At 64.7% G+C, this 22,142-nt stretch carries 19 protein-coding genes and 1 other RNA gene; 14 read left to right on the forward strand and 6 right to left on the reverse strand.

Translation table 11 applies throughout. The features are described 5' to 3' along the window. Window positions 1–133: 133 nt before the first annotated feature. Window positions 134–835: a response regulator transcription factor gene (locus DF200_RS02040; RefSeq protein ID WP_193903106.1), complete on the reverse strand. Its 702-nt coding sequence runs from the start codon at window positions 833–835 to the stop codon at window positions 134–136. Window positions 836–839: 4 nt separating this feature from the next. Further along, window positions 840–2,246, reverse strand: a complete 1,407-nt coding sequence (locus DF200_RS02045; protein ID WP_158275747.1) for a sensor histidine kinase — start codon at window positions 2,244–2,246, stop codon at window positions 840–842. Between the two features lie 167 nt (window positions 2,247–2,413). On the opposite strand from DF200_RS02045, the gene DF200_RS02050 reads away from it, so the two are divergent. After that, window positions 2,414–3,034 carry an Ltp family lipoprotein gene (locus DF200_RS02050; protein WP_109136635.1) on the forward strand — a complete coding sequence of 207 codons (621 nt, stop codon included), beginning with the start codon at window positions 2,414–2,416 and terminating at the stop codon, window positions 3,032–3,034. A 348-nt stretch (window positions 3,035–3,382) separates the two neighbouring features. Next, window positions 3,383–3,532, forward strand: coding sequence for a hypothetical protein (locus tag DF200_RS02055; protein ID WP_241520087.1), 150 nt, complete (start codon window positions 3,383–3,385; stop codon window positions 3,530–3,532). A gap of 119 nt (window positions 3,533–3,651) precedes the next feature. On the opposite strand, the gene DF200_RS02060 is transcribed toward DF200_RS02055, so the two are convergent. The 3 genes from DF200_RS02060 to DF200_RS02070 all read right to left on the reverse strand — a co-directional run bounded on the left by DF200_RS02060 (window position 3,652) and on the right by DF200_RS02070 (window position 6,368). Further along, complete coding sequence (locus DF200_RS02060) at window positions 3,652–4,557, reverse strand: DMT family transporter (RefSeq protein ID WP_170112470.1); 906 nt, start codon at window positions 4,555–4,557, stop codon at window positions 3,652–3,654. A 150-nt stretch (window positions 4,558–4,707) separates the two neighbouring features. Continuing rightward, the gene (locus tag DF200_RS02065) at window positions 4,708–5,604 is read right to left on the reverse strand and encodes a Bax inhibitor-1/YccA family protein (protein WP_109136637.1); all 897 of its coding nucleotides are present in this window, start codon (window positions 5,602–5,604) and stop codon (window positions 4,708–4,710) included. 65 nt (window positions 5,605–5,669) lie between these two features. Further along, window positions 5,670–6,368: a GTP pyrophosphokinase gene (locus tag DF200_RS02070; RefSeq protein WP_109136638.1), complete on the reverse strand. Its 699-nt coding sequence runs from the start codon at window positions 6,366–6,368 to the stop codon at window positions 5,670–5,672. 116 nt (window positions 6,369–6,484) lie between these two features. On the opposite strand from DF200_RS02070, the gene miaB reads away from it, so the two are divergent. The 9 genes from miaB (at window position 6,485) to DF200_RS02115 (ending at window position 16,336) form a co-directional block, all read left to right on the forward strand. Beyond that, window positions 6,485–7,954: a tRNA (N6-isopentenyl adenosine(37)-C2)-methylthiotransferase MiaB gene (gene miaB / locus DF200_RS02075; protein ID WP_109136639.1), complete on the forward strand. Its 1,470-nt coding sequence runs from the start codon at window positions 6,485–6,487 to the stop codon at window positions 7,952–7,954. After that, window positions 7,938–8,936, forward strand: coding sequence for a tRNA (adenosine(37)-N6)-dimethylallyltransferase MiaA (gene miaA / locus DF200_RS02080; protein ID WP_109136640.1), 999 nt, complete (start codon window positions 7,938–7,940; stop codon window positions 8,934–8,936). Before miaB ends, miaA begins: the two co-directional genes overlap by 17 nt. Window positions 8,937–9,025: 89 nt before the next feature. Next, the gene (locus DF200_RS02085) at window positions 9,026–11,854 is read left to right on the forward strand and encodes an FtsK/SpoIIIE family DNA translocase (protein WP_109136641.1); all 2,829 of its coding nucleotides are present in this window, start codon (window positions 9,026–9,028) and stop codon (window positions 11,852–11,854) included. Window positions 11,855–11,984: 130 nt separating this feature from the next. Continuing rightward, entirely contained in the window at window positions 11,985–12,641 is a 657-nt protein-coding gene (pgsA, locus tag DF200_RS02090) for a CDP-diacylglycerol--glycerol-3-phosphate 3-phosphatidyltransferase (protein ID WP_109136642.1), read from the forward strand. A gap of 8 nt (window positions 12,642–12,649) precedes the next feature. After that, window positions 12,650–13,231 (forward strand): CinA family protein, encoded by a 582-nt coding sequence (locus tag DF200_RS02095; RefSeq protein WP_109136750.1) that lies wholly within the window; start codon window positions 12,650–12,652, stop codon window positions 13,229–13,231. Window positions 13,232–13,429: 198 nt separating this feature from the next. Continuing rightward, window positions 13,430–13,879 carry a helix-turn-helix domain-containing protein gene (locus DF200_RS02100; RefSeq protein ID WP_241520095.1) on the forward strand — a complete coding sequence of 150 codons (450 nt, stop codon included), beginning with the start codon at window positions 13,430–13,432 and terminating at the stop codon, window positions 13,877–13,879. 11 nt (window positions 13,880–13,890) lie between these two features. Beyond that, window positions 13,891–14,133, forward strand: coding sequence for a DUF3046 domain-containing protein (locus DF200_RS02105; RefSeq protein WP_109136644.1), 243 nt, complete (start codon window positions 13,891–13,893; stop codon window positions 14,131–14,133). A gap of 197 nt (window positions 14,134–14,330) precedes the next feature. Further along, a complete protein-coding gene (gene recA / locus DF200_RS02110; RefSeq protein WP_109136645.1) occupies window positions 14,331–15,506 on the forward strand; it encodes a recombinase RecA in 1,176 nt (391 codons plus the stop codon). Between the two features lie 2 nt (window positions 15,507–15,508). After that, on the forward strand, window positions 15,509–16,336 hold the full coding sequence (locus tag DF200_RS02115) for a regulatory protein RecX (protein WP_241520089.1): 828 nt from the start codon (window positions 15,509–15,511) through the stop codon (window positions 16,334–16,336). A 114-nt stretch (window positions 16,337–16,450) separates the two neighbouring features. Here DF200_RS02115 and rnpB read toward each other — a convergent pair. Beyond that, window positions 16,451–16,826, reverse strand: an RNA gene (gene rnpB / locus DF200_RS02120) — RNase P RNA component class A. A gap of 157 nt (window positions 16,827–16,983) precedes the next feature. On the opposite strand from rnpB, the gene hpf reads away from it, so the two are divergent. The 3 genes from hpf (at window position 16,984) to trpD (ending at window position 22,031) form a co-directional block, all read left to right on the forward strand. Further along, on the forward strand, window positions 16,984–17,649 hold the full coding sequence (hpf, locus tag DF200_RS02125) for a ribosome hibernation-promoting factor, HPF/YfiA family (protein ID WP_109136647.1): 666 nt from the start codon (window positions 16,984–16,986) through the stop codon (window positions 17,647–17,649). A 213-nt stretch (window positions 17,650–17,862) separates the two neighbouring features. Continuing rightward, the gene (gene secA, locus DF200_RS02130; RefSeq protein WP_109136648.1) at window positions 17,863–20,805 is read left to right on the forward strand and encodes a preprotein translocase subunit SecA; all 2,943 of its coding nucleotides are present in this window, start codon (window positions 17,863–17,865) and stop codon (window positions 20,803–20,805) included. Between the two features lie 173 nt (window positions 20,806–20,978). After that, window positions 20,979–22,031: an anthranilate phosphoribosyltransferase gene (gene trpD / locus DF200_RS02135; RefSeq protein WP_109136649.1), complete on the forward strand. Its 1,053-nt coding sequence runs from the start codon at window positions 20,979–20,981 to the stop codon at window positions 22,029–22,031. Window positions 22,032–22,142: the final 111 nt, after the last annotated feature.

The raw sequence follows: 22,142 nt of genomic DNA on the forward strand, positions 1-22,142 counted from the left end.
GTATGCCAATACGTCTTCGCCTGCTGATGCACCGAGGACACACGCGGCGCCGCTTCGGGGCGCGGGCCCATGGGCCGGAGGAATCGACGTATGGCACCATGCCTTCGTCCTCCGGCCCGGCGAATCGAAGCCGCTACGCCAGCGGGGACGGCAGATCGGCCCTGCCCACCAGCTGCGCCAGCTGCACACGGTTCATGCACAGCTTCTCCGAAGCCGAGGAAAGATGCGCCTTCGTCGTGCGTTCGCTGGTGAACATGCGCGCGGCTATCTCCTGATTCGTCAAACCATCGGCGGCCAGCAGCACCGCCTCGCGTTCCCGCTCGCTCAACGAATCCAGCAGCGTCCTCGCCTCATCCCGACGCGTCATCGGCCGGTGCGTATGCAGATCGGCCAACAGCTGGCGCTGACTCGCCGGATTATACTGCGGACGCCCCTCGCGCACCCTGATGATGCGGTCGATGATCTCCTCCGGGGCATCCGTCTTCGACACGAATCCCTCGGCCCCGGCCTCGGCGGCACGTTCCACCGTGCCCTTGGGGGAAAGCGACGTAAGAATCAGCACATGCGGGGGATCGGGAAGACGCCGTAGCCGCGACGTCGCCGTGATGCCGTCCCCGTTCGGCATGGCGATATCCATAAGCACCACATCCGGATGATGCTCACGTGCCTTGGCGACGGCATCCTCGCCATCATGCGCCATGAACGTCACGGTGACGCGTCCCCGCGAATAATCGTTGAGAATCAACTGCATCGCCTGGCAGATCATCGGGTCGTCGTCGACGATGCCCACCGTGATCGGCGTGGGAACGGAGACGGGCTGCATGGATGAAGGCATATCCTCATCGTAGCGGCACGAACGGCAGTTTCACGTCAAGATGGAAGTCGTTACGCTCATCATAGCCGTATTCGCAGGTGCCGCCCGCCTGCTGCACCCGCGCTCTGAGCCCCGGCAGCCCATTGCCTCCGGAGCGGGGGAGCGTCCCCGTGGCCACAGGCGTGCCCGGCAAGGCCGTCGAGGCCGCGGCATCGTCCGGCCGCCCCGTCGCATTCGTGAACAGTATGATCACCCCATGTGGCCTCTCCGCCGTGATCTCCAACGACACATGCTGGCCCGGAGCATGACGACGGGCGTTCGTCAGCCCCTCCTGGACGGCACGGAACGCGATCTTGCCGATGTCCGGATGCAGCGAACCGAGATCCCGGATGTCGATCCACGTATCCAACGCCATACCCGCAGAGCGTGCCGAACCGATGACGTCATACAACGCCTCGCGTGTCAGCGCGGTACCGGAGTCCGGAGCCAGCATCGCCCGCGCATCCTGCGGGTGCCGGAGCATGTCGATGATGTCATGGGCCTCATCCAGCGCCCCCGCCGACTGTCGTCGAATCTCGTCGGCACGTTTCGCCAGATCGGCGGCTGAGGCCATGGCATCGTCGGCGTCGTTCGATGGATGACCAGCGTCGCCCGGTCGCAGCATCGAGGCGAGCCGCGTCGCCTGGGCCTGCAGCGCGCTCGCGTTGACGGCGATCAGCGACAGGCTGTGCGCCAGCGTGTCATGCGCCTCGGCGGCCACCGCGTCCGCGAACCGCTGCGCATCGAGATCCGTCTGCAGTCCATTCGCGCGCTCGCGTTCGTTGTCCGCACGGGCGGCCGCATCCGCAGCCACGGTCCTGTTGCGCATATGCAATCCGGAAAGGACGGCCACGGCGAACGTACCGACGGACCACAGCGTGGCGGCCGCGACGATGGCCAGGGAATCGGCATCCACCACCGCCGGAACCCCGTCGACGCCGGTGCCGGGCCGGGCGAACAACAAGCGCCACACCGAATAGTCGGCCGGGCGAAGCAGGTCCATGACCTCCACTTTGACGCAGCACGCCGCCGACAACGCCGTGCAGACGGACACGACGCGACGGTCACGACACCGCGCAAGAACCCCCGCGAGGGCGAACAGCGGCAACGCCGAGCCGGACGGCGTCAGCAGCACCGCCAGACAGGACGCCACACAGACATGCACGGGACGCTCGCCCCGGCGCAGCAGCAGGAACGGCGCCACGAACCCGATCAGCAGGCCCGCCACGCCCCACACGTAGCCGAGGTCGTATCCCGTATGCCGGAACCAGTTCGACGCATACGCGGTCTGCACAAGCATGTCGAGCATAGAGACCGCGACCATGGCCACGGTCCAACGCCTCCTCACGCCCACGGGCGGGTCCATGTTCCGGGAATCTGTCAGATCGGTCATATCCGACAAGCGTAGACGCTCGCCCAGTCGTACGCCATTGCCCGGGGCGGCCGGCGGCATCGCCCGTTCGGGCAATCCGAAACGGCCGTTCGTACACTGACGGCGCAGCCGCGAAACCGGTACGTTGAGCCATGTACGAGACCTCGAAGAAAGAAGGACTGCCAATCATGACCAGCAACAACGGACCCGTGCCGGGCGGCCGGCCGACGCCGCAACAGCCCGGAACCGCATATCAGGCGCCGAAGCGCGGATCGAAACGAGACAGGAGGCCGAAGAAGCCGTTCTGGAGGAGATGGTGGTTCTGGTTGATCGTCGTCCTCATCGTCATCGGCGCCGCGGCCAGCACGGGCGGCGGATCGTCGACGGATGGAACGACAGGCGCATCGCAGGCGCAATCCTCGCAGACGCAATCCTCGCAGACCGGAGGCGCGGGTACGTCCGATGGCTCCACCGGCCAGAAGAAGAGCGAGGATCCATCCGTCCCAGCCGACTACAGGTCCGCCCTGCGCCAGGCCGAAACCTATGCCAACACCATGCATATGTCCAAGCAGGGCGTATACGACCAGCTGACCAGCGAATACGGGGGACAGTTCTCCGCAAAGGCCGCGCAATACGCGATCGACAACGTCAAGGCCGATTGGAACGCCAACGCGCTCGCCAAGGCCAAGACCTATCAGGAGGACATGGCCATGTCGCCCGAGGCGATTCGTGACCAGCTGACCAGCAAGGACGGTGAGAAGTTCACCGCGGATGAGGCCAACTACGCCATCGAGCATCTCAATGGGTGAGCCGTCGTCGCCGGCCGGGCCACGGATGACGTGGCCGGCCGGGCCGATTCCAGTCCAAACGCACAGCAACATCCCATCATCGAACGCAACACGCCGTGCGAAAAGCCTTTCGATGTCAAAAAGGCATCAAAACCATAACAATATGCGGCAATGCTGATACTGTTGGCGGATGAAGGGAACGAAGGGTCTTGCGCTGTAGCAGTATTCGGCGCTCCTGGAGTAAAGCGCATCGGAGAACGAGCCCCGATGCGGACATGACGCGGCCGCAATGCGACACGGCCGCGATGCGCGAATGGCATGCAACAACGCGGGCCTGCGCGCAGGAGCAGGAGCGAAGGAGTTCTTACCATGACGCAGCATCAATGCACCATCGCCGGATGCGACGCACCGGCGGAAGCCAGCGGATTGTGCGAACGGCATTTCACCAGGGCGCTTGTCTATGGACAGCTCCGTCTGCCAAGGCGGCAGGCGGTCCCGGCCCCGGTGAAGCAGCAATGATTCATATCCGGAAGATTCGCGTCCGATACATGCCGTGCATCGGACGCGAATCCTGAATGATGGCGGCGGGCGTTCGACGATGGACGCCCGCCGCCATCATCGTTTTCCCCAGTACACCGTCAGCGTGGGGCGGCCGCATCCACAGCCTCACGGGGCGTCTTCGCCGGGATCTGGGCGAGCATGGTGCCCGCGAAGATCAACACGCATCCCAGATACCCCCGTCCGGTCATCACCTCGCCGAGCAGCAGAGCCCCTCCGACGGCGGAGAAGAACGACTCCAGCGACATGATCAGCGACGCGCGCGTCGGCGGCACCCACTGCTGTCCCACAACCTGCAGGGTGTAGGCGACGCCCACCGAGCCGATTCCCGCATACAGGATGGGCATCCATGCGGCGGCCGCACCCGACCAGTTCACCGATCCCTCGATCAGCGAACCGGACCAGCTGAGCGCCGACGTGACGATGAACTGGCCGAACGACAACAGGATCGGGTCGATGTCCGAGGCGAGCGTGTCGATGAGCAGGATGTGCGCGGCGAACAGCAGCGCGGAGACGAACACCATGGCGTCGCCTAAGGTCAGCGTCCCCGAATCGTTCGCCATGCACAGCAGGTAGAAGCCGATGACGGCCAGTCCCACGCTCACGATTGTGAACAGGCCGATGCGCCTGTGCAGGAACACCCACGCCAGCAGGGGCACGATGACGATGTACAGCGCGGTGATGAACCCCGCCCTTCCCGCGGAACGGCCGTAGAGGACGCCGTACTGTTGCAGGGTGCTCGCCGCGAACAACACCAGCCCGCATAACGCGGCCACCGCCGCCACATGCGCCGGCGAGCCCGTCCCGTGGGCATGGGGGAGTCCCCTCCGTCCGCCTTTCCGCATCAGCAGAATGGGTAGGAGGGAGATCGCTCCCAACGTGAACCGCGCGGCGTTGAAGAACATCGGGGTCGTCGAATCCATGCCCGCGACCTGCGAGACGAAGGCGAATCCCCATATCATGGCCGTCAGCAACAGGCAGGCCATGCCGCCATACTCTTTCTTTCGCACGCGAACACCGTAGACCACGCATATGAACCGTCAGAACGACGGTCCGGATTATGGAACCGGCCGCGAAACGACGGAAGGCCGCTTCGGCGAAACGCGAAGCGGCCTTCCGGACGATGGATCCGACGGTCAGTCCCGGGAGCCGAACAGCTGCAGCAGGTTCATGAAGAAGTTGATGAAATCGAGATACAGGTTCAGCGCGCAGAGGATCGAAACCCTCCTGATCATCGTGCCGTCGTAGGAATACTGCTGGAACATGGCGCGCGTGAACTGCGCGTCATGGGCGGTCAGACCGGCGAAGATCACCAACGCGATCGCCGAGCAGACCATAGTCATCGTCTGGCCGGGCATGAACACGGCCATAAGGATCTCCGCCACGATCAGCACCAGCAAGGCGACCATGAGAATGGGTCCGAACCGCAGCAGATCCACCTTGGTGGTCAGACCGATCATGGTCAGGCACAGGAAGAATCCGGCGGTCATGGCCAGCACCATGACGATGCTGCCCAGCGAATACACGGCGAAGATCGAACTGAGCGTGAACCCCATCAACGCGGCGTAGACGTAAAACACCACGCGGGCCACGGCCGGGTTCATCGACATCACCTTGGCGCTCAGGGCCACCGCCATCACCACCTGGACGATGGCCAGACCGATCCATCCGAACACGCCCGTGGCGGAAAGATACGCGACCAGCAGGCCGCTGACCTGCGTGAACATGGCCACGACGGCCGTCACAAGAAGACCGGCGGTCATCTCCGCATACGCCTTCGTGACCGAGACCCGCTGTGCTCTGAAGAGACTGTCCTGGGAATAGGCCGCCTGCGCGTCCATGACAGGACGGCCGTCGTATCCTGGCTGCGCGTACTGTGGCTGCGCATACTGTGGTTGCGCATACTGGGGCTGAGTGTACTGTGGTTGCGCGTATTGGGGCTGCGCATACTGCTGCTGATACTGCTGGCCGTAGCCGTCCTGATAATCCTGATACTGCTGGTTGCGGGGCTGGCGGCCGTTGTCGAATGCCATGAATGCTCCTTCTGTTTCCATAACCGGGCACAGCATACGGCGGCCACCTTAAGGATTGCTGGAACTCAGCCGATCTCCTGATGAATCCGCTGCATGCGCCCCTCGATCTCGGCCAATTGCTCGGCGCAGTCCTTCAAGGTCTCGAAATGCCTCTCCCTGGCCGTGTCCTCGATCGTGTTCTTGTAGCGGAGACGATGTTCGAGACTCGCCCAGTAGTCCATGGCGATGGTGCGGAACTGCACCTCGACTGGCGTCGGATGGGGGCCGTCGGAAAGGAACACCGGCACCTGGTATATGACGTGGAGGCTGCGGTATCCGTTCGGCTTGGGATTGGCGATGTAGTCCTTGACCCGGATGACCTCGATGTCGGACTGCTCCGACAGGGTCTTCGCCACGGCGTAGACGTCCGTCACGTAGTTGCAGATCACGCGGATGCCGGCGATGTCGTAGAGGTTGTCCCTGATCGATGAGATCTCGACGGGCAGGCCGCGCCTCTTCAGCTTGCCGATCGTGGAGCCGATGCTCTTCAGACGGCATTCGATGTGGTGGATGGGATTGTGTTCGTTCTTCAGCTGGAACTCGTCGTCGAGGTTCTCCAGCTTCGTGCTGATCTCACGCATGGCGCCCGAATAGACCTGCTCCAACTCCGCGTATTCCACGATCTGCGCGCCGCGGAAGGTGTCGGTGCCGAGCTCCGCCGAGACCTGCTCCATGCGTGTGCGGATCTCGGGCACGTTGAAGCGCTGCTTGCGTTCAAGAATCATGGGTCCGTTCTCCTTGTCGACCGATCATCATCGAAACCAACGGAATATTAGCAAACGAGACGCGGGGAAAGCTGGGAATTCGGTGAGATTCGCGACGCTCGCTAGGATTGGACGTTATGAACGAGGACATGATGACGCCTGAGGAACGCGATCCCGTCCCCGCGGTCCCAGCCGGGCGGAAGGACGAATGCGGGCGTGGCACGGGACGCGGCAGGGGTGTGTTCGCCATCCGCACGCTGGGATGCCAGATGAACGTGCATGATTCGGAACGCATCGCCGGCGTGCTCGAATCCGCCGGATACGTGCCCGCCGACGAGGACCAGACCAGGAACGGCGACTTCGACCTGGTCATACTGAACACCTGCGCGGTGCGCGAGAACGCCACCGAACGCATGTACGGCACACTCGGTCGATGGGCCCGGTACAAGCACCGCCGACCGGGCATGCAGATCGCCGTAGGAGGGTGCATGGCCCAGAAGGACCGCGACCGCATCACCAGGCGAGTGCCCTGGGTGGATGCCGTCTTCGGCACCAAGAACATCGGCTCGCTGCCCAGACTGCTGGACGAGGCGCGAACGACCGGACGCGCCCAGGTGGAGATCTCGCGCGACCTCTCCTATTTCCCCAGCCAGCTGCCCACGGCAAGGGCGTCGAGGATATCCTCGTGGGTGTCCATCTCCGTGGGATGCAACAACACCTGCACGTTCTGCATCGTGCCCGCCGTGCGAGGCAAGGAGCGAGACCGCCGTCCCGGCGACGTCCTTGAGGAGATCCGACGTTGCGTGGACGAAGGGGCCCGGGAGGTGACGCTGCTCGGGCAGAACGTCAACTCGTATGGGTACTCCATGGGCGACCGCACCGCGTTCTCCAGGCTGCTGCGCGCATGCGGGCGCATCGACGGGCTCGAACGAGTCCGATTCACGTCGCCCCATCCGGCGGCGTTCACCGACGACGTGATCGCGGCCATGGCCGAGACCCCCAACGTGATGCACCAGCTGCACATGCCTCTGCAATCCGGGTCGGACCGCATCCTGCGCGCCATGCGGCGCTCCTATCGCGCCGAGAGGTTCATGACCATCCTCGGCAAGGTGCGCGACGCCATGCCCGACGCGCAGATCAGCACGGACGTCATCGTGGGATTCCCCGGTGAGACCGACGATGACTTCGAACAGACCATGCGCGTGGTCGAACAGGCCCGGTTCTCCTCGGCGTTCACCTTCGAATACTCGCCGAGGCCGGGCACGCCCGCCGCCGTGATGGACCAGGTGCCCCACGCCGCGGTGCGCGAGCGCTACGACAGGCTCCACGAGCTGCAGGAGCGCATCACCGCCGAAGGGCTGCGCACGTTCGAGGGGCGCGACGTCGAGGTGATGGTCTCCGCCACGCAGGGCAGACGCGACGGGGAGACCCATCGCGTCACCGGACGCGAACGCACCGGCGTCCTCGTGCACGTGGGTGTGCCCGAGGACCGTCCGCAGCCGAAGGTCGGCGACTTCGTCACCGCCACCGTGACCCATGCCGCGGCACACTATCTCATCGCCGACCCGGACATGAAAGCGGGGCAGACCTATGACATCAGGCACTGAGCCGCGAGTCGTCTCCATCGTCGGACCCACGGCCTCCGGCAAGACCGGCCTCGCCATCGCCCTAGCCAAGGCCCTTGAGGCCAAGGGGCAGCGGGCCGAGATCGTGAATGCGGACGCCTACCAGATGTACCGCGGCATGGACATCGGCACCGCCAAGGCCACCGCCGGGGAACGGGCCGAGGTGCCGCATCACCTGCTCGACGTCATCGATCCCGGCGAGACCATGACCGTGGCCCGGTTCCAGGCCATGGCCCGCGACTGCATCCGTGAACTGCGGTCCCGGGGGGTGCGCCCCATACTCGTCGGCGGTTCGGGGCTGTACGCGCGCGCCGCCATCGACGACATCAGCTTCCCCGGAACCGATCCCGATGTGCGTGCGGCGCTCGAACGCAGGGCGGTTGACGAGGGACCGGGCGTCCTCTTCGACGAGCTTCGCGCGAAGGACCCCGAAGCCGCCGCGCGCATGGACCCGCACAACCCGCGACGCACGATCCGAGCGCTGGAGGTCATCGCGATCACCGGTCGCCCGTACTCCGCCAGTCTGCCCCGATACCGCTACGTGATCCCCTGCGTGCAGATCGGCCTCGACCTGCCGCGCGAGGAGCTCGACAGGCGCATCGCCGCACGTACCATGCGGATGCGCGACGACGGCTTCGTCCATGAGGCGGAACGTCTTCGCGACCATCTGGGGGCCACCGCCGCACGGGCGCTCGGCTACCAGCAGATGATCGACGTGCTCGACGGGCTCATGGACGAGGACGAGGCGTTCGCCGACATCGCGCAGAAGACCCGTCGTCTCGCCCGCAAGCAGATGGGATGGTTCGGACGCGACCCCCGCATCCATTGGCTTGAGGCGCTCAACCCGGCGCTGCTCCACAACGCGCTCGCCATCGTGGCCCATGCCGATGAGGGCGCATACGATGCCATCGACGCGCATGCCGACGAATACGCGCAGCACCATCTCGGAGACATCGCCCGATGACATGCGGATGTTTTTTCCACGATGTTTCGTGAACATCATGCCGCCGAGCCCGGGGACATCCTGAAGCAACGGTATTGTAGGGCATTGCTATGGCACAGAAATCATCCCCTCGATCGACGCCGAATCGGTCCAGTTCACGAAAAGCATCGTCATCCCCGCGTTCCGCATCGCAGGCGGGCCCCGCCATGACCGACGACGAGCCGGGATGGAAGCGGGCCCTGCTCGCCGTGCCCCGCGGATTGGGCATGATGGTCCGTACGCTCACCGGCGTGGGAGAGTTCGATCCGGCCTACCGCAGGGACGGGCTGTGCTTCGTCTTCGCCATACTGGCCATCATGTTCGTGGCCAGCGAATGGTTCCGCGTCGACGGATTCATCGGCCGTACGCTCCACGCGGTCGCGGCGGGGCTGTTCGGCATGATGAGCGTCGTGCTTCCCGTGCTGCTGTTCATCGTCGTCTGGCGGCTGCTGCGCAACGCCGGCCGGGACTCCGACAATCCCCGCGTCGTCTGCGGGTGGACCATGCTGCTGTGGTCCGTCTGCTCGATCATCGACGCCGCCAAGCTGGGGGACTCCCATGACTTCGACATCCACCGGATACAGGACGCCGGAGGCCTGTTCGGATTCGTGCTCGGATCCACGCTGTCGTGGGGTCTTTCCAAGGTCTTCGCCATCATCCTGTTCGTGCTCGTGGCGCTTGCGTCGCTGCTGCTCATCACCCGCACCCATGTGAGCGAGCTGCCGCAGCGTCTTGAGACGCTCGCCGCGCGGCTGCAGGGTCGCGACGCCGCAGCCGGGGACGAGGGGCGCGACGCCGATTTCCCCAACGAGGTCAGGCTGGGGGACGGCGACGACACCATAGCCTTCGCTGACGGCGTGCCTACCCATGACGGGAGCGACGGCGGCCATGGGGCCGACGAGGGCGGCGACGGTGCCCGCGCCCCATGGTGGCGGCGATTGTTCTCCGGGCATTTCGGCCGGGATGCCGGCGACGACGCCAAACTGGACGAATATGCAGCGGACAAGGCGTTCGACAAGGCCGCCAGCACCCATGGGCAGACGGCGGAGACCGCACTGGTGAGCCGTGACGGCGATCTGCCGGCGCATCGCCTGCGAACCGTATCGTCCCTCGGCGGCGAGGCCGGTTCCCCGGCGCAGTCCGGCGCCGTCGGGGTGGACCCGTGGGCCACCGCCATCATGCCCTCGGGCAGTTTCCCCGCGTCGGAGTCGCCCGCGCATCCGCAGGGCGCCGCCGCCGTCGAGTCCTCAGCTTCGCCCGCCATGGATGCGAAGGACCTCGGGAACGCGCACGGCGGCGTGGAACCGCAGACCGTGGTCGATGCCGCGTCCAACGATGCGCGGCGTGCAGAGCCCCGTCCCGCCGCCACGGTCCTGGACCCCGCGGAATACCATCTTCCCGATCTGGAGCTGCTCAAACACGGCAAGCCCCATGCCGCAAGGACACCGGCGAACGACAGGGTCATCGCCGCCCTGCGCGACACCTTCCAGCAGTTCAAGGTGGACGCCCAGGTGGTCGGATTCCTCAGGGGGCCCTCGGTCACCCAGTACGAGGTTGAGCTCGGCCCCGGGGTCAAGGTCGAGAAGGTCACCAACCTGCGGCGCAACATCGCGTATGCCGTGGCCAGCTCCGACGTGCGCATCCTCTCGCCGATCCCCGGCAAATCCGCCATCGGTATCGAGATCCCGAACGTGGACCGCGAGATCGTGCATCTCGGCGACGTCCTGCGCTCCGACAAGGCCCGCAAGGACCGCAATCCCATGCTCGCCGGCGTGGGCAAGGACGTGGAGGGCCATTTCGTCACGGCAGACCTCACCAAGATGCCGCATCTGCTCGTCGCCGGCGCCACAGGCTCCGGCAAGTCGAGCTTCATCAACTCCATGCTCACCTCCATCATCATGCGCGCCACGCCCGAGCAGGTGCGGCTCATCATGGTGGACCCCAAACGCGTGGAGCTCTCCGCCTATGCCGGCATCCCGCATCTGCTCACACCCATCATCACCGACCCGAAGAAGGCCGCCCAGGCGCTCGAATGGGTCGTCAAGGAGATGGACGCCCGCTACGACGACCTCCAGTACTTCGGATTCCGTCACGTCAAGGACTTCAACGAGGCCGTGCGCGCCGGCAAGGTGCATGCGCCCGAGGGGTCGAACCGCAAGGTGGCGCCGTACCCGTACCTGCTCGTGGTCGTCGACGAGATGGCCGACCTCATGATGGTGGCCAAGAACGACGTCGAAAGCTCCATCCAGCGCATCACCCAGCTGGCACGCGCCGCCGGCGTGCACCTCGTGCTCGCCACGCAGCGTCCGTCCGTCGACGTGGTCACTGGCCTGATCAAGGCCAACATCCCCTCTCGACTCGCCTTCGCCACCTCGTCGGCCACGGATTCGCGCGTCATCCTCGACACCACCGGTGCGGAGAGCCTCATCGGACAGGGTGACGCCTTGTTCCTGCCGATGGGCAGCGCCAAGCCGTTGCGCGTGCAGGGCTCCTGGGTCTCGGAATCCGAGATCCGCGACGCCGTGGACTTCGTCAAGACGCAGCGCAAGCCGCATTATCGCGAGGACATCGAGGAGATGGCCAAGGAGTCGGAGAAGAGCGCGCTCGAACCCGACGAGGAGATCGGCGGCGACATGGACGTCCTGCTGCAGGCCGCCGAGCTCGTCGTCACCTCGCAGTTCGGCTCCACCTCCATGCTGCAGCGCAAGCTGCGCGTCGGCTTCGCCAAGGCGGGACGCCTCATGGATCTGCTGGAATCGCGCGGCGTCGTCGGCCCGTCCGAGGGGTCCAAGGCGAGGGAGGTGCTGGTCCAGCCCCAGGATCTGCCGCAGGTGCTGGCATTCATCAAGGGCGAGACGAAGGCCCTGACGCCCTCCCGGCCACAGGAGGCGGGGGAGTGAGGGCCCGCTGCGGGGCGATGGATCGGAGGCGCGCCCGCGGGAATATGGGGTACGCTTGGGAATCGCTTAGGAAACATGCGGCCGCCGCGATGCCGGTGCGGCCGCATACCGATATGGCAAGGAGCATGTGATGTCCGAAGGCAATGGTTCGGGGACGACGGGGAATTCCCTGCTGGCGGGTTGGAACACGCCGGCGAACCTCGTCACCTACGCCCGCATCATCCTCGTGGTGGTGTTCATCGTGTTGACCGTGGTCGCCGGTCCTGCAGGACGGGACAATCTTGTCCTGCGATGGGTCGCCGCCGTATTGTTCATCGTGGCGGCCAGCACCGACAAGGTCGACGGGTATCTGGCGCGTTCCCGCAACGAAGTCACCGAATTGGGCAAGCTCATGGACCCCATCGCCGACAAGCTGCTCATGTGTTCGGCGCTCATCGTGTTCTCCGTCTTCGGTGAATTCGCGTGGGCATGGGTCATCACCGTGCTGTTCCTCGTCCGTGAAGTCGGCATCACCGTCATGCGGTTCTTCGTGATGGAGCGTCCGGGAGGCAAGGTCATCGCCGCCGCTTGGCCGGGCAAGCTCAAGACGGTGTTCCAGTCCATCGCATTGTCGATGTACACGCTGCCGGTATGGTCGTTGGCTGACGTCATCGCCCCCGGCATCGGATGGACGACATGGTATTACGTCCTCGCCTATGCGATGCTCATCGTGGCGCTGGTCCTGTGCCTGTATTCCGGCGGCGTCTACCTGCGCAACACGTTCGGGGCCTCGGGGAGGGACGCCTGATGCATGGGATGGCGCAGTCCGGTCTCGATGATGTGGGTGCGCAGGACAAGCGGGACGATCTCGCGGCGCGGGCCTTGGGGCTGTGCGGCGGACGCGGCTGGCGCATCGCCGCCGCGGAGTCGTTGACGGGAGGCCTGCTGGCCGACGCGTTCGTCCGCATCCCCGGCGCGTCACAGGTGTTCCTCGGCTCGGCGGTGACCTACGACATCGCGGCGAAGGCGTCGATTCTCGACGTCGATTCCCGGCTTCTGCGAGAGCATGGGGCCGTTCATCCGGAAGTGGCCAGGCAGATGGCGGTAGGCACCGCCCGGCTGTACCGCACGCGCGACGAATACCGCGGCCGCGTCGTCGGATTGTCGACGACGGGCGTCGCCGGCCCGGGCCCCGATGGCGACAAGCCGGTGGGTCTGGTATACATCGGCCTGTGCATCCCGGACAGGCATGTACGCGGCGGGTACATGGTCGAATCCCACGAGCTGAGGCTCTCCGGCACCCGCGAGGAGATACGCGAGGCGACCGTCGGGCGGGTGCTGGGCCGTCTTGTCGCGCTGCTTGCCGGTGACGCGCGGCGAGAAGACGCGTCGCGATGACGTCCTGACGTGTGAAATGAGTCACATTTATGACCGATAGCGGAATAATCGCCGAATCATCCGGTTGACACCTATAGGGATTGAGATACAGGTCCAGGGGTTGGAAAAGGAGCGAACATGACGACTACGGCAACACGGTACGACGATGACATCCGCACTTCCGGCCATGCCACGGCGGCACTGCCCGACGGCAAGGCCATGGCCAGGAACCTCACCCCTGCGCAGAAGCGCGCCGTCGCTTTCGCGCAGCAGCAGATCCTGCGCGCCCGCGCGGCCCGCAAGGCGAAGGACGACCGTCAGGCGGCACTCAGCCGCATGTGGGCGAACGCCGACCGCGAGGACGGCCTTGAGGACCGTTCGAATGCGGCCGAGCGCACCCGCGTGGTCACAAGTGACGACGGGCAGATCTCGTTGCGTAAGGTCATAGGCGAGGTTCTGCGTTCGCTGCGTACCAAGGACCACAAGACCCTTCGCGAGGTCAGCGGGAAGGCCGGCGTCTCCCTCGGCTACCTTTCCGAGGTGGAGCGCGGGCAGAAGGAGGCCAGCTCCGAATTGCTCGTATCCATCACGCAGGCGCTGGGCGTGCACCTCTCCGACATGCTGATGATGGTGGCCGACCGCGTCCGTGCGGTTGAGGGCAGGGAATAGATTCTGCGCATATGCGGGAACGGGAGTTTTGGCAGCTGGTTGATGAGGTCTTCGGCCGGTCCTACGGCAGGAGCGTATCGCGTGACCAGAATCTGGATCGTCTGGGGTCGATGACGGTCGTCGAGGCGTTGGCGGCCGGCGTGGAGCCACGTGTCGTGTGGAATGTGCTGTGCGATCATATGGGGGTTCCCGACGGTCGACGGTGGGGCGATGGGCATAACGCCCCGCCTCTGCCGCCGAAATCGTTGCGTTGATTTTCGGCGTGTCGCAAGAAGTCGAACACATGTTCGAGTATAGTCGTTGGCGGCAGATTGGATGATGCCGGCAAAAGGCAACATTATTGATGTCCGCTTGCGGGTGGTATGGTTGTCCACATTTTCCGCGCGGCCGGCATTCACGGCGATGGTCGGTCTACGGTGGGCACCATGGCACCGACGTTAAGGAGACGCTGATGGCACAGCAGAAGAAACAGGATCCGGCCGCGAAGACCGCGGACCAGAGACAGGCGGCGCTGAACACCGCGCTGGCGCAGGTGGAGAAGAGCTTCGGCAAGGGGTCCGCCATGCGGTTGGGCGACAAGCCCATCCAGAACGTGGAGGTCATCCCCACCGGTTCCCTGGCGCTCGATCTGGCGTTGGGCATCGGCGGTCTGCCCAAGGGCAGGATCGTCGAGGTGTATGGCCCCGAGTCATCCGGCAAGACGACGCTGGCGCTGCATGTCGTCGCCAACGCCCAGCGCAACGGCGGTGTCGCCGCGTTCATCGACGCCGAACACGCCCTCGATCCCGAATACGCGCGCAAGCTCGGGGTGGATACAGATTCGCTTATCGTGTCGCAGCCGGACAACGGCGAACAGGCGTTGGAGATCGCCGACATGCTCATCCGTTCCGGCGCGCTTGACGTCATCGTCATTGATTCGGTGGCCGCGCTCGTTCCCAAGGCCGAGATCGAGGGCGATATGGGAGACAGCCACGTCGGTCTGCAGGCCCGACTGATGAGTCAGGCATTGCGCAAGATGACCGGTGCGCTGTCCCAGGCGGGCACCACGGCGATCTTCATCAACCAGCTTCGTGAGAAGATCGGCGTGTTCTTCGGCTCGCCCGAGACCACCACCGGCGGCAAGGCGCTCAAGTTCTACGCGTCCGTGCGGCTGGACATCCGTCGCATACAGACGATGAAGAACGGCGACGAGGCCATCGGCAACCGCACCAAGGTCAAGGTCGTCAAGAACAAGATGGCGCCGCCCTTCAAGACCGCGGAGTTCGATGTGCTCTACGGCGAGGGCATCTCCCGGGAGGGTTCCGTGCTCGACATGGCGCAGCAGTGCGGCCTGGTCAAGAAGTCCGGCTCCTGGTTCACCTATGACGGGGATCAGCTGGGGCAGGGGCGCGAGAAGGTGCGTCAGTTCCTCAAGGACAACCCCGAACTCACCAATGAGATCGAGCATCGGGTGAAGATCGCCTTCGGCGTCGAGAAGCCCGACCCCGATGAGGCTGCGGCGAAGAAGGAGGGGGAGGAGACGTCCGGGGCCGGTGCCGCCGATGGCGTGTCCAAGGCTGATGCCGGGAAGCCCTCCGGCGGCAAGTCCGCGGACGGCAAGTCTTCCGATGCCGGGGCCGTTGCCTGACGATGATTTCCGCAGAGGAGTTCCTCCGCCGCCATCCCACCGTCATGGCGGAGGAGCCTCATGGGGCTGGATGCCATATGCCGGACGGGGCCGAGGACGCGGCGCAAGGTTCCCATGACCGTGACCATGACAGTGGAAAGACCGCCGTCACGGTCACGGGATCGCCGTCCCGGTGCTCGGGCGCGTTCGGAGCGGTGCCGGATGAGGACGGTTCTTCGGGGCGCATCCGCGGCGGACGGGGACGGGGCGGCCGCAGGCGTGCGGCGCGCGTTCCCAGGCGCGGCGGATTCGCCGTGTCGGGTCGTGGTATCCACGCCGTCGAAGGGCCTGACAACCCAGAGGACTACGAAGCGTGCCGCGAGGCCGCGTTGACGTTGCTTGACGCCGCTCCGCGTTCGTCGGGCGCGCTGGACGAGCGGCTGAGGGCCAAGGGATATGCGCCGTCAGTGGCGGCGAAGGTCGTGCGGCGGCTGGTCGACGTCGGTCTCGTCGATGACGAAGCCTACGCATGTTCCATGGTCCGGTATTGTCTGTCACGGCAGCTGGGCAGGATGGGCGCGGTACGCGAACTCATGAGAAAAGGACTCGGACGTCCACTGTCCGAGCAGGTGGTGGAACGGTTCGCCGAAACCGGCGCGTTCGTGGATTCGGCGTATGAGCTGGGCCGGCGTGTCGCGCGAAGGACCGAGGGCATGGACCGGGACGGACGGCGCCGCCGGCTATGGAGTGCGGGAGGCCGCAAAGGCCATGATCCGGACCTCATCCGGCGCGTGGCCGATGACCTGTTTCGCGATGACCTGTTTGGCGATGGCGCAGACGGCATCGCGTGACCGAGCCCGCGTCGGCGGGGATGGGGGATGTGGCTGGACGAAGACGGCGCCCGTCCGGGATGTGGAATCGGGATGCGAAATATGGGCGGACCTTGGTGGACCGCTTGATACGGATGATTGAGACCCCTTATACCCCGGGTTCTGTCGTGCGCATCCGAAGATCACGCACGGATGGCCATCCATCTCGACCTGACGTCGCCGCCAGGCTCTAGCGGCCTACCCGAGGACATGGGCGAGCAGCCCTTGACGTCCTCTGCTTGGCCTTGCTCCCGATGAGGCTTGCCATGCGGCTGTCCGTTGCCGGAAGCCCGGTGGTCTCTTACACCGCCGTTTCACCCTTACCCGGCCGAGGCCGGGCGGTCTGTTCTCTGCTGCGCTATCTCTCAGGTCGCCCTGGGCGGACGTTATCCGCCATCGTGCTCTGCGGAGCCCGGAAGTTCCTCAACCCGTGTTCCGTGGGAACGCGTGTCGCGGCCATCAAGGGGTCTCAGGGAGAAAAGCATAGCAGCAATGGTGAACACGGGTTTTCATTGCGCTGAATTCCACAAAAATTTCGTTTCGTCGGCTAGGATGGTGGATATCCCTTCGGCGAGGTTGCCGATGGGTGTCCACAGCGGTGCAGCAACCGCTTGAAAAAGGAGGTTCACATGGAAATCGTGGTTACCGGGCGTCACACGCAGATCAAGCAGAGGTTCCGTGATGTCGCCGAAAACAAGATGAATCGTGTGACCGCAATCGCCCCCGATGCGCAACGCGCCCAGATCGTCGTCACGCATGAGGGCAATCCCCGCCAGGCCGATACCGCCAAGAAGGTCGAGATCACCGTCATCGCGGGCCGTACCGTCGTCCGTGCCGAGGCTTCGAGCACCGATGAGTTCAGTGCCCTCGATCTGGCCCTTGACAAGCTGACGCTTCGTCTGCGCCGTTCCCGTGACCGCCGCAAGGACCATCGTCGCGGATACACCAATCCCCAGCCCGTCGATCTGGGCGCGGTCGAGCCGCCCGTCGTCGAGGAGGAGCCGGTCGAAGAGCCGAGCAACAGCCCCGCCGACGCCGTGGCCGGAGACCTTGGCCCCGGCGAGTCCGTCGAGGTGCAGGTCGGGGACACCCCGATCGTCATCCGCCGCAAGCTGCACATCGCGGAACCGATGAGCATCGACGAGGCCCTGTACGAGATGGAGCTGATCGGACACGACTTCTTCCTGTTCGTCAACAAGGAGACCGGTCGTCCCTCGGTCGTCTACCACCGTCACGGATGGAGCTACGGCGTGTTCGAGATTGATACCCCCGAGAATGTGAACAAGGCCAAGTGACGGCCCTTCACCCGTTGTGACGAGCGCCCCCGGACCAATGCCCGGGGGCGCTCGTCTGTGAACGCGGGGAAACGATTTCGGATGGGTTTTCCCATAAAACCTCCGGGAAGAAAACGAAAATCGGAACAATCGCGTACTATGGATGCAGTTTGTGCCTGAACAGGGCTTGTAGTCCAGGTGCAAAAACACAGACACAAGTTGAGGAGATAACTCGTGGTAAACGTTCTGGACAAGGTCCTGCGTATCGGCGAAGGACACCAGCTTCGCAAGCTTCAGTCCGTGGCGGAGGCGACCAACGCCTTGGAGAACACCATCTCCGCCATGTCCGATGACGAACTCAAGGGGCAGACGGCCAAGTTCAAGCAGCGCATCGAGAACGGCGAGAGTCTCGACAAGCTCATGCCGGAGGCGTTCGCCACGGTGCGTGAGGCTTCGAAGCGCACACTAGGCATGAGGCACTTCGACGTACAGCTCATGGGCGGCGCCGCCCTGCACTGGGGCAACATCGCCGAGATGAAGACCGGCGAGGGCAAGACCCTGGTCGCCACGCTGCCGAGCTACCTCAACGCCCTGGAGGGCAAGGGCGTGCACGTGGTCACCGTCAACGACTACCTCGCCAGCTACCAGAGCGACCTGATGGGCCGTGTGTTCCGGTTCCTCGGCATGACCACCGGCTGCATCATCACCGACCAGAAGCCTCCGGAGCGCCGGAAGCAGTACGCGGCGGACGTCACCTACGGCACCAACAACGAGTTCGGCTTCGACTATCTGCGAGACAACATGGCGTGGGAGAAGTCCGATCTGGTGCAGCGTGAGCACCACTACGCCATCGTCGACGAGGTCGACTCCATCCTCATCGACGAGGCCCGGACCCCGCTCATCATCTCCGGTCCCGCCGAAGGCGACGTGACCCGCTGGTACCGGCAGTTCGCCAAGCTGGTGCTCAAGCTCAAACGCGACGAGGACTACGAGGTCGACGAGAAGAAGAAGGTCGTCGGCATACTCGACCCGGGCATCACCAAGGTGGAGGACTACCTCGGCATCGACAACCTGTACGAACCGAACAACACCGCGCTCATCGGCTACCTGAACAACGCCATCAAGGCCAAGGAGCTCTTCCTGCGCGACAAGGACTACGTGGTGCAGGGCGGCGAGGTGCTCATCGTCGACGAGCACACCGGACGCATGCTGCCCGGACGCCGTTACAACGAGGGCCTGCACCAGGCCATCGAGGCCAAGGAGGGCGTGGAGGTCAAGGCCGAGAACCAGACCTTTGCGACCATCACCCTGCAGAACTACTTCCGCATGTACGACAAGCTCGCCGGCATGACCGGCACCGCCGAGACCGAGGCCGCCGAGTTCATGAACACCTACAAGCTGGGCGTGCTGCCGATTCCGACGAACCGTCCGATGATCCGTCAGGACAAGGACGACCTCATCTACCGCACCAAGAAGGAGAAGCTGACCGCCATCGTCAAGGACGTGGCCAAGCGTCATGCCAAGGGCCAGCCGGTGCTGCTCGGCACCGCGTCGGTGGAATCCTCCGAGGTCGTCTCCTCGCTGCTCGACGTGGCCGGCATCCCCCATCAGGTGCTCAACGCCAAGCATCATGCCAAGGAGGCGGCCGTCGTGGCCGTCGCCGGCCGCAAGGGCGCCGTGACCGTGGCCACCAACATGGCCGGCCGAGGCACCGACATCATGCTCGGCGGCAACGTCGAGTTCCTCGCCGACCAGAAGCTCAAGGAGCAGGGCTATTCGTCGGAGGACACCCCGGAGGAGTACGAGAAGCTGTGGCCCGAGACCCTCGCCGAGGTCAAGGCGCAGGTCAAGGATGAGCACGAGGAAGTCAAGAAGCTCGGCGGTCTCTACGTGCTTGGCACCGAACGCCATGAGTCCCGCCGTATCGACAACCAGCTTCGCGGCCGTTCCGGCCGTCAGGGAGATCCGGGTGAATCCCGCTTCTACCTGTCGCTCGAAGACAACCTCATGCGCCTCTTCAACACGCAGCTTGTGGCTCGCGTGATGGCCAAGGGCATGCCCACGGGCGAGCCGATCGAGTCGAAGAGCGTGTCCAAGGGCGTCCGTAACGCTCAGAAGGCCGTGGAATCTCGTAACTTCGAGATTCGCAAGAACGTGTTGAAGTACGACGACGTGATGAACAAGCAGCGCACCGTCGTGTACGCGGAACGCCAGGCCGTGCTCAAGGGGGAGGACATCGACGAGGACATCAGGCGCTTCATGGCCGATACCGTCGACTCCTACATCAGGGGCGCCGCCCACGGCAGCGATAAGCCTGCCGATTGGGATCTTGAGGGCCTGTGGAAGGCCCTCGGCCAGATCTATCCCATCGACGTGGAGCGGGAGGACGCCGAAAAGGAGCTGACCGGGCTGAAGGCCGACAAGGCCGTCGCCAAGCTGCATGAGCTCATCGTGGACGACATCGAGAAGCAGTACGCCAAGATCGAGGAGGTGGCCGGATCGGCGGCGATGCGCCAGCTCGAACGCCGTGTCGTACTCGCCGTGCTCGACCGCAAATGGCGCGAGCATCTGTACGAGATGGACTACCTCAAGGACGGCATCGGCCTGCGCGGCATGGGTCAGCGCGATCCGTTGACCGAGTACCAGCGCGAGGGCTACCAGATGTACAACTCCATGGTGGAGGGTATCAAGGAGGAGTCCATCCAGCTGCTGTTCCACGTCGACATCCAGCAGGTCGCCCGGACCGAGGAATCGAACACCGAGACGGATGAGGACAAGGCCGTGGCCGTGGCCACGGAGAAGGTCGAAGGCGTGGACGGGGAACAGCCGTCCGCGGACGAGTTGGAGACCTCCGCCCCCGATGATCCGGATTCGGAAGACGAGGACGCCGAGGAGACTGCCGTCGCCGAGACCGAAAATGACGAGGATTCCGGCGAGAAGGCGACCGAGGAGGATGCGACGGACGAACCTGTGAGGACCGAGACCGGCAGCGTCACCGGGCCGAAGCCGATCAGTCACGCCGACCGCAAGGTCCCCGCCTCCAAACGTCCCAAGAGCGGGGAGCTGCATGCTCCCGAGTCCGACGGACGCACCTTCCCCGGAACCGGCAGGAACGCGCCATGCCCCTGCGGTTCCGGCAAGAAATACAAGCTGTGCCATGGCAAAAACGAGAAGTAAGGGACGACGGGGCTGACGCCTCCGTCGTGATGTGACGCCCCGCGGGGAGAAAACCCACGGGGCGTCTTTTCGTATATTGGAACAATCGTGGACGACATGGCCGGCGCGTAATGCACAGTCGATACAATGGCAACGAATGTAACGCTGGCGAATACGCCAAGGAGGAATCAGCCATGGTCGAACCATTCACGTGGAAAGCAATCCTTACCAAGCTCGTGCACGGGGGGCATCTGAGCGCCGAGGAAAGTGAGTGGTACGTCGACGACCTCATGAAAGGTCAGGCGAACCCAGCCGCCGTGGGTGCCGTTCTGGCCATGCAGCAACAACTCGGCCTCACCCCTGAGGAGGTGTCCGGCGCGGCCAAGGCCATGGTCTCCCATGCGGTGCCGCTCAACGTCTCAGGAGAGACCACCGACATCGTCGGCACCGGAGGCGACGGCTTCTCCACCGTGAACCTGTCCACCATGGGTTCGGTGGCCGCCGCCGCGGCTGGAATCAAGATCGTCAAGCACGGCAACCGCGCCGCATCCTCGAAGTGCGGCGCCGCCGATGTGCTTGAGGCCCTTGGCCTGCCCCTGGACCTGAAGCCCGAAGCCGTGGGCGAGGTGGGCGACGAAGTGGGTATCACCTTCGCCTTCGCGCGCACCTTCCACCCCGCCATGCGGTTCGTAGGCCCCATTCGCGCAGCGCTGGGCATCCCCTGCGTGTTCAACGTGCTGGGACCCCTGACCAATCCGGCCAAGCCCAAGCATGTGGCCATCGGATGCGCCAACCGGGAGGTCAGCCCGGTCATGGCGGCCGTGTATGCCGCCAACGGGCAGTCCGGCATGGTCTACACCTCGCACGAAGGAATGGACGAGCTTGCGCCCACCGGTCCCGTTTCCGTATGGGAGGTCCGCGACGGCAAGGTCGTCGAGACCGAATTCGACCCGACGGTGGAGCTGGGCCTTGAGAAGATCGACGTGAACCAGCTCAAGGGAGGCGAGCCCGAAGTCAATGCGGCGGCGTTCCGTGATTTCGTCTCCGGCAAGGATATCCCCGCCCGCACCACTGCTCTGCTGAACGCCGCCTCCGCAATCGTCGCGGATGGCCATCTGGTTTCGGACGGCGCTCTGGCCGATCGATTCCGCGAAGCGTACGGACTGGCCGAGAAGACCGTCGATTCCGGCAAGGCAGGGGAGCTGCTTGACCGGTGGATCGAGGTTGCCCGCGGCAAGAGGGACTGACTCGTGACTTCAGTCCGCGCGATCGCGATAGGGGTTTGAACTGCCGAATCGGGCCGGATTCCGCTGTTGATGGCGGAAGACGGCCCGATTCGGCTATATAGAATCAACCAT

Origin of the sequence: Bifidobacterium catulorum (genome assembly GCF_003129925.1) — a bacterium.
In the GTDB taxonomy this organism is placed as follows: domain Bacteria; phylum Actinomycetota; class Actinomycetes; order Actinomycetales; family Bifidobacteriaceae; genus Galliscardovia; species Galliscardovia catulorum.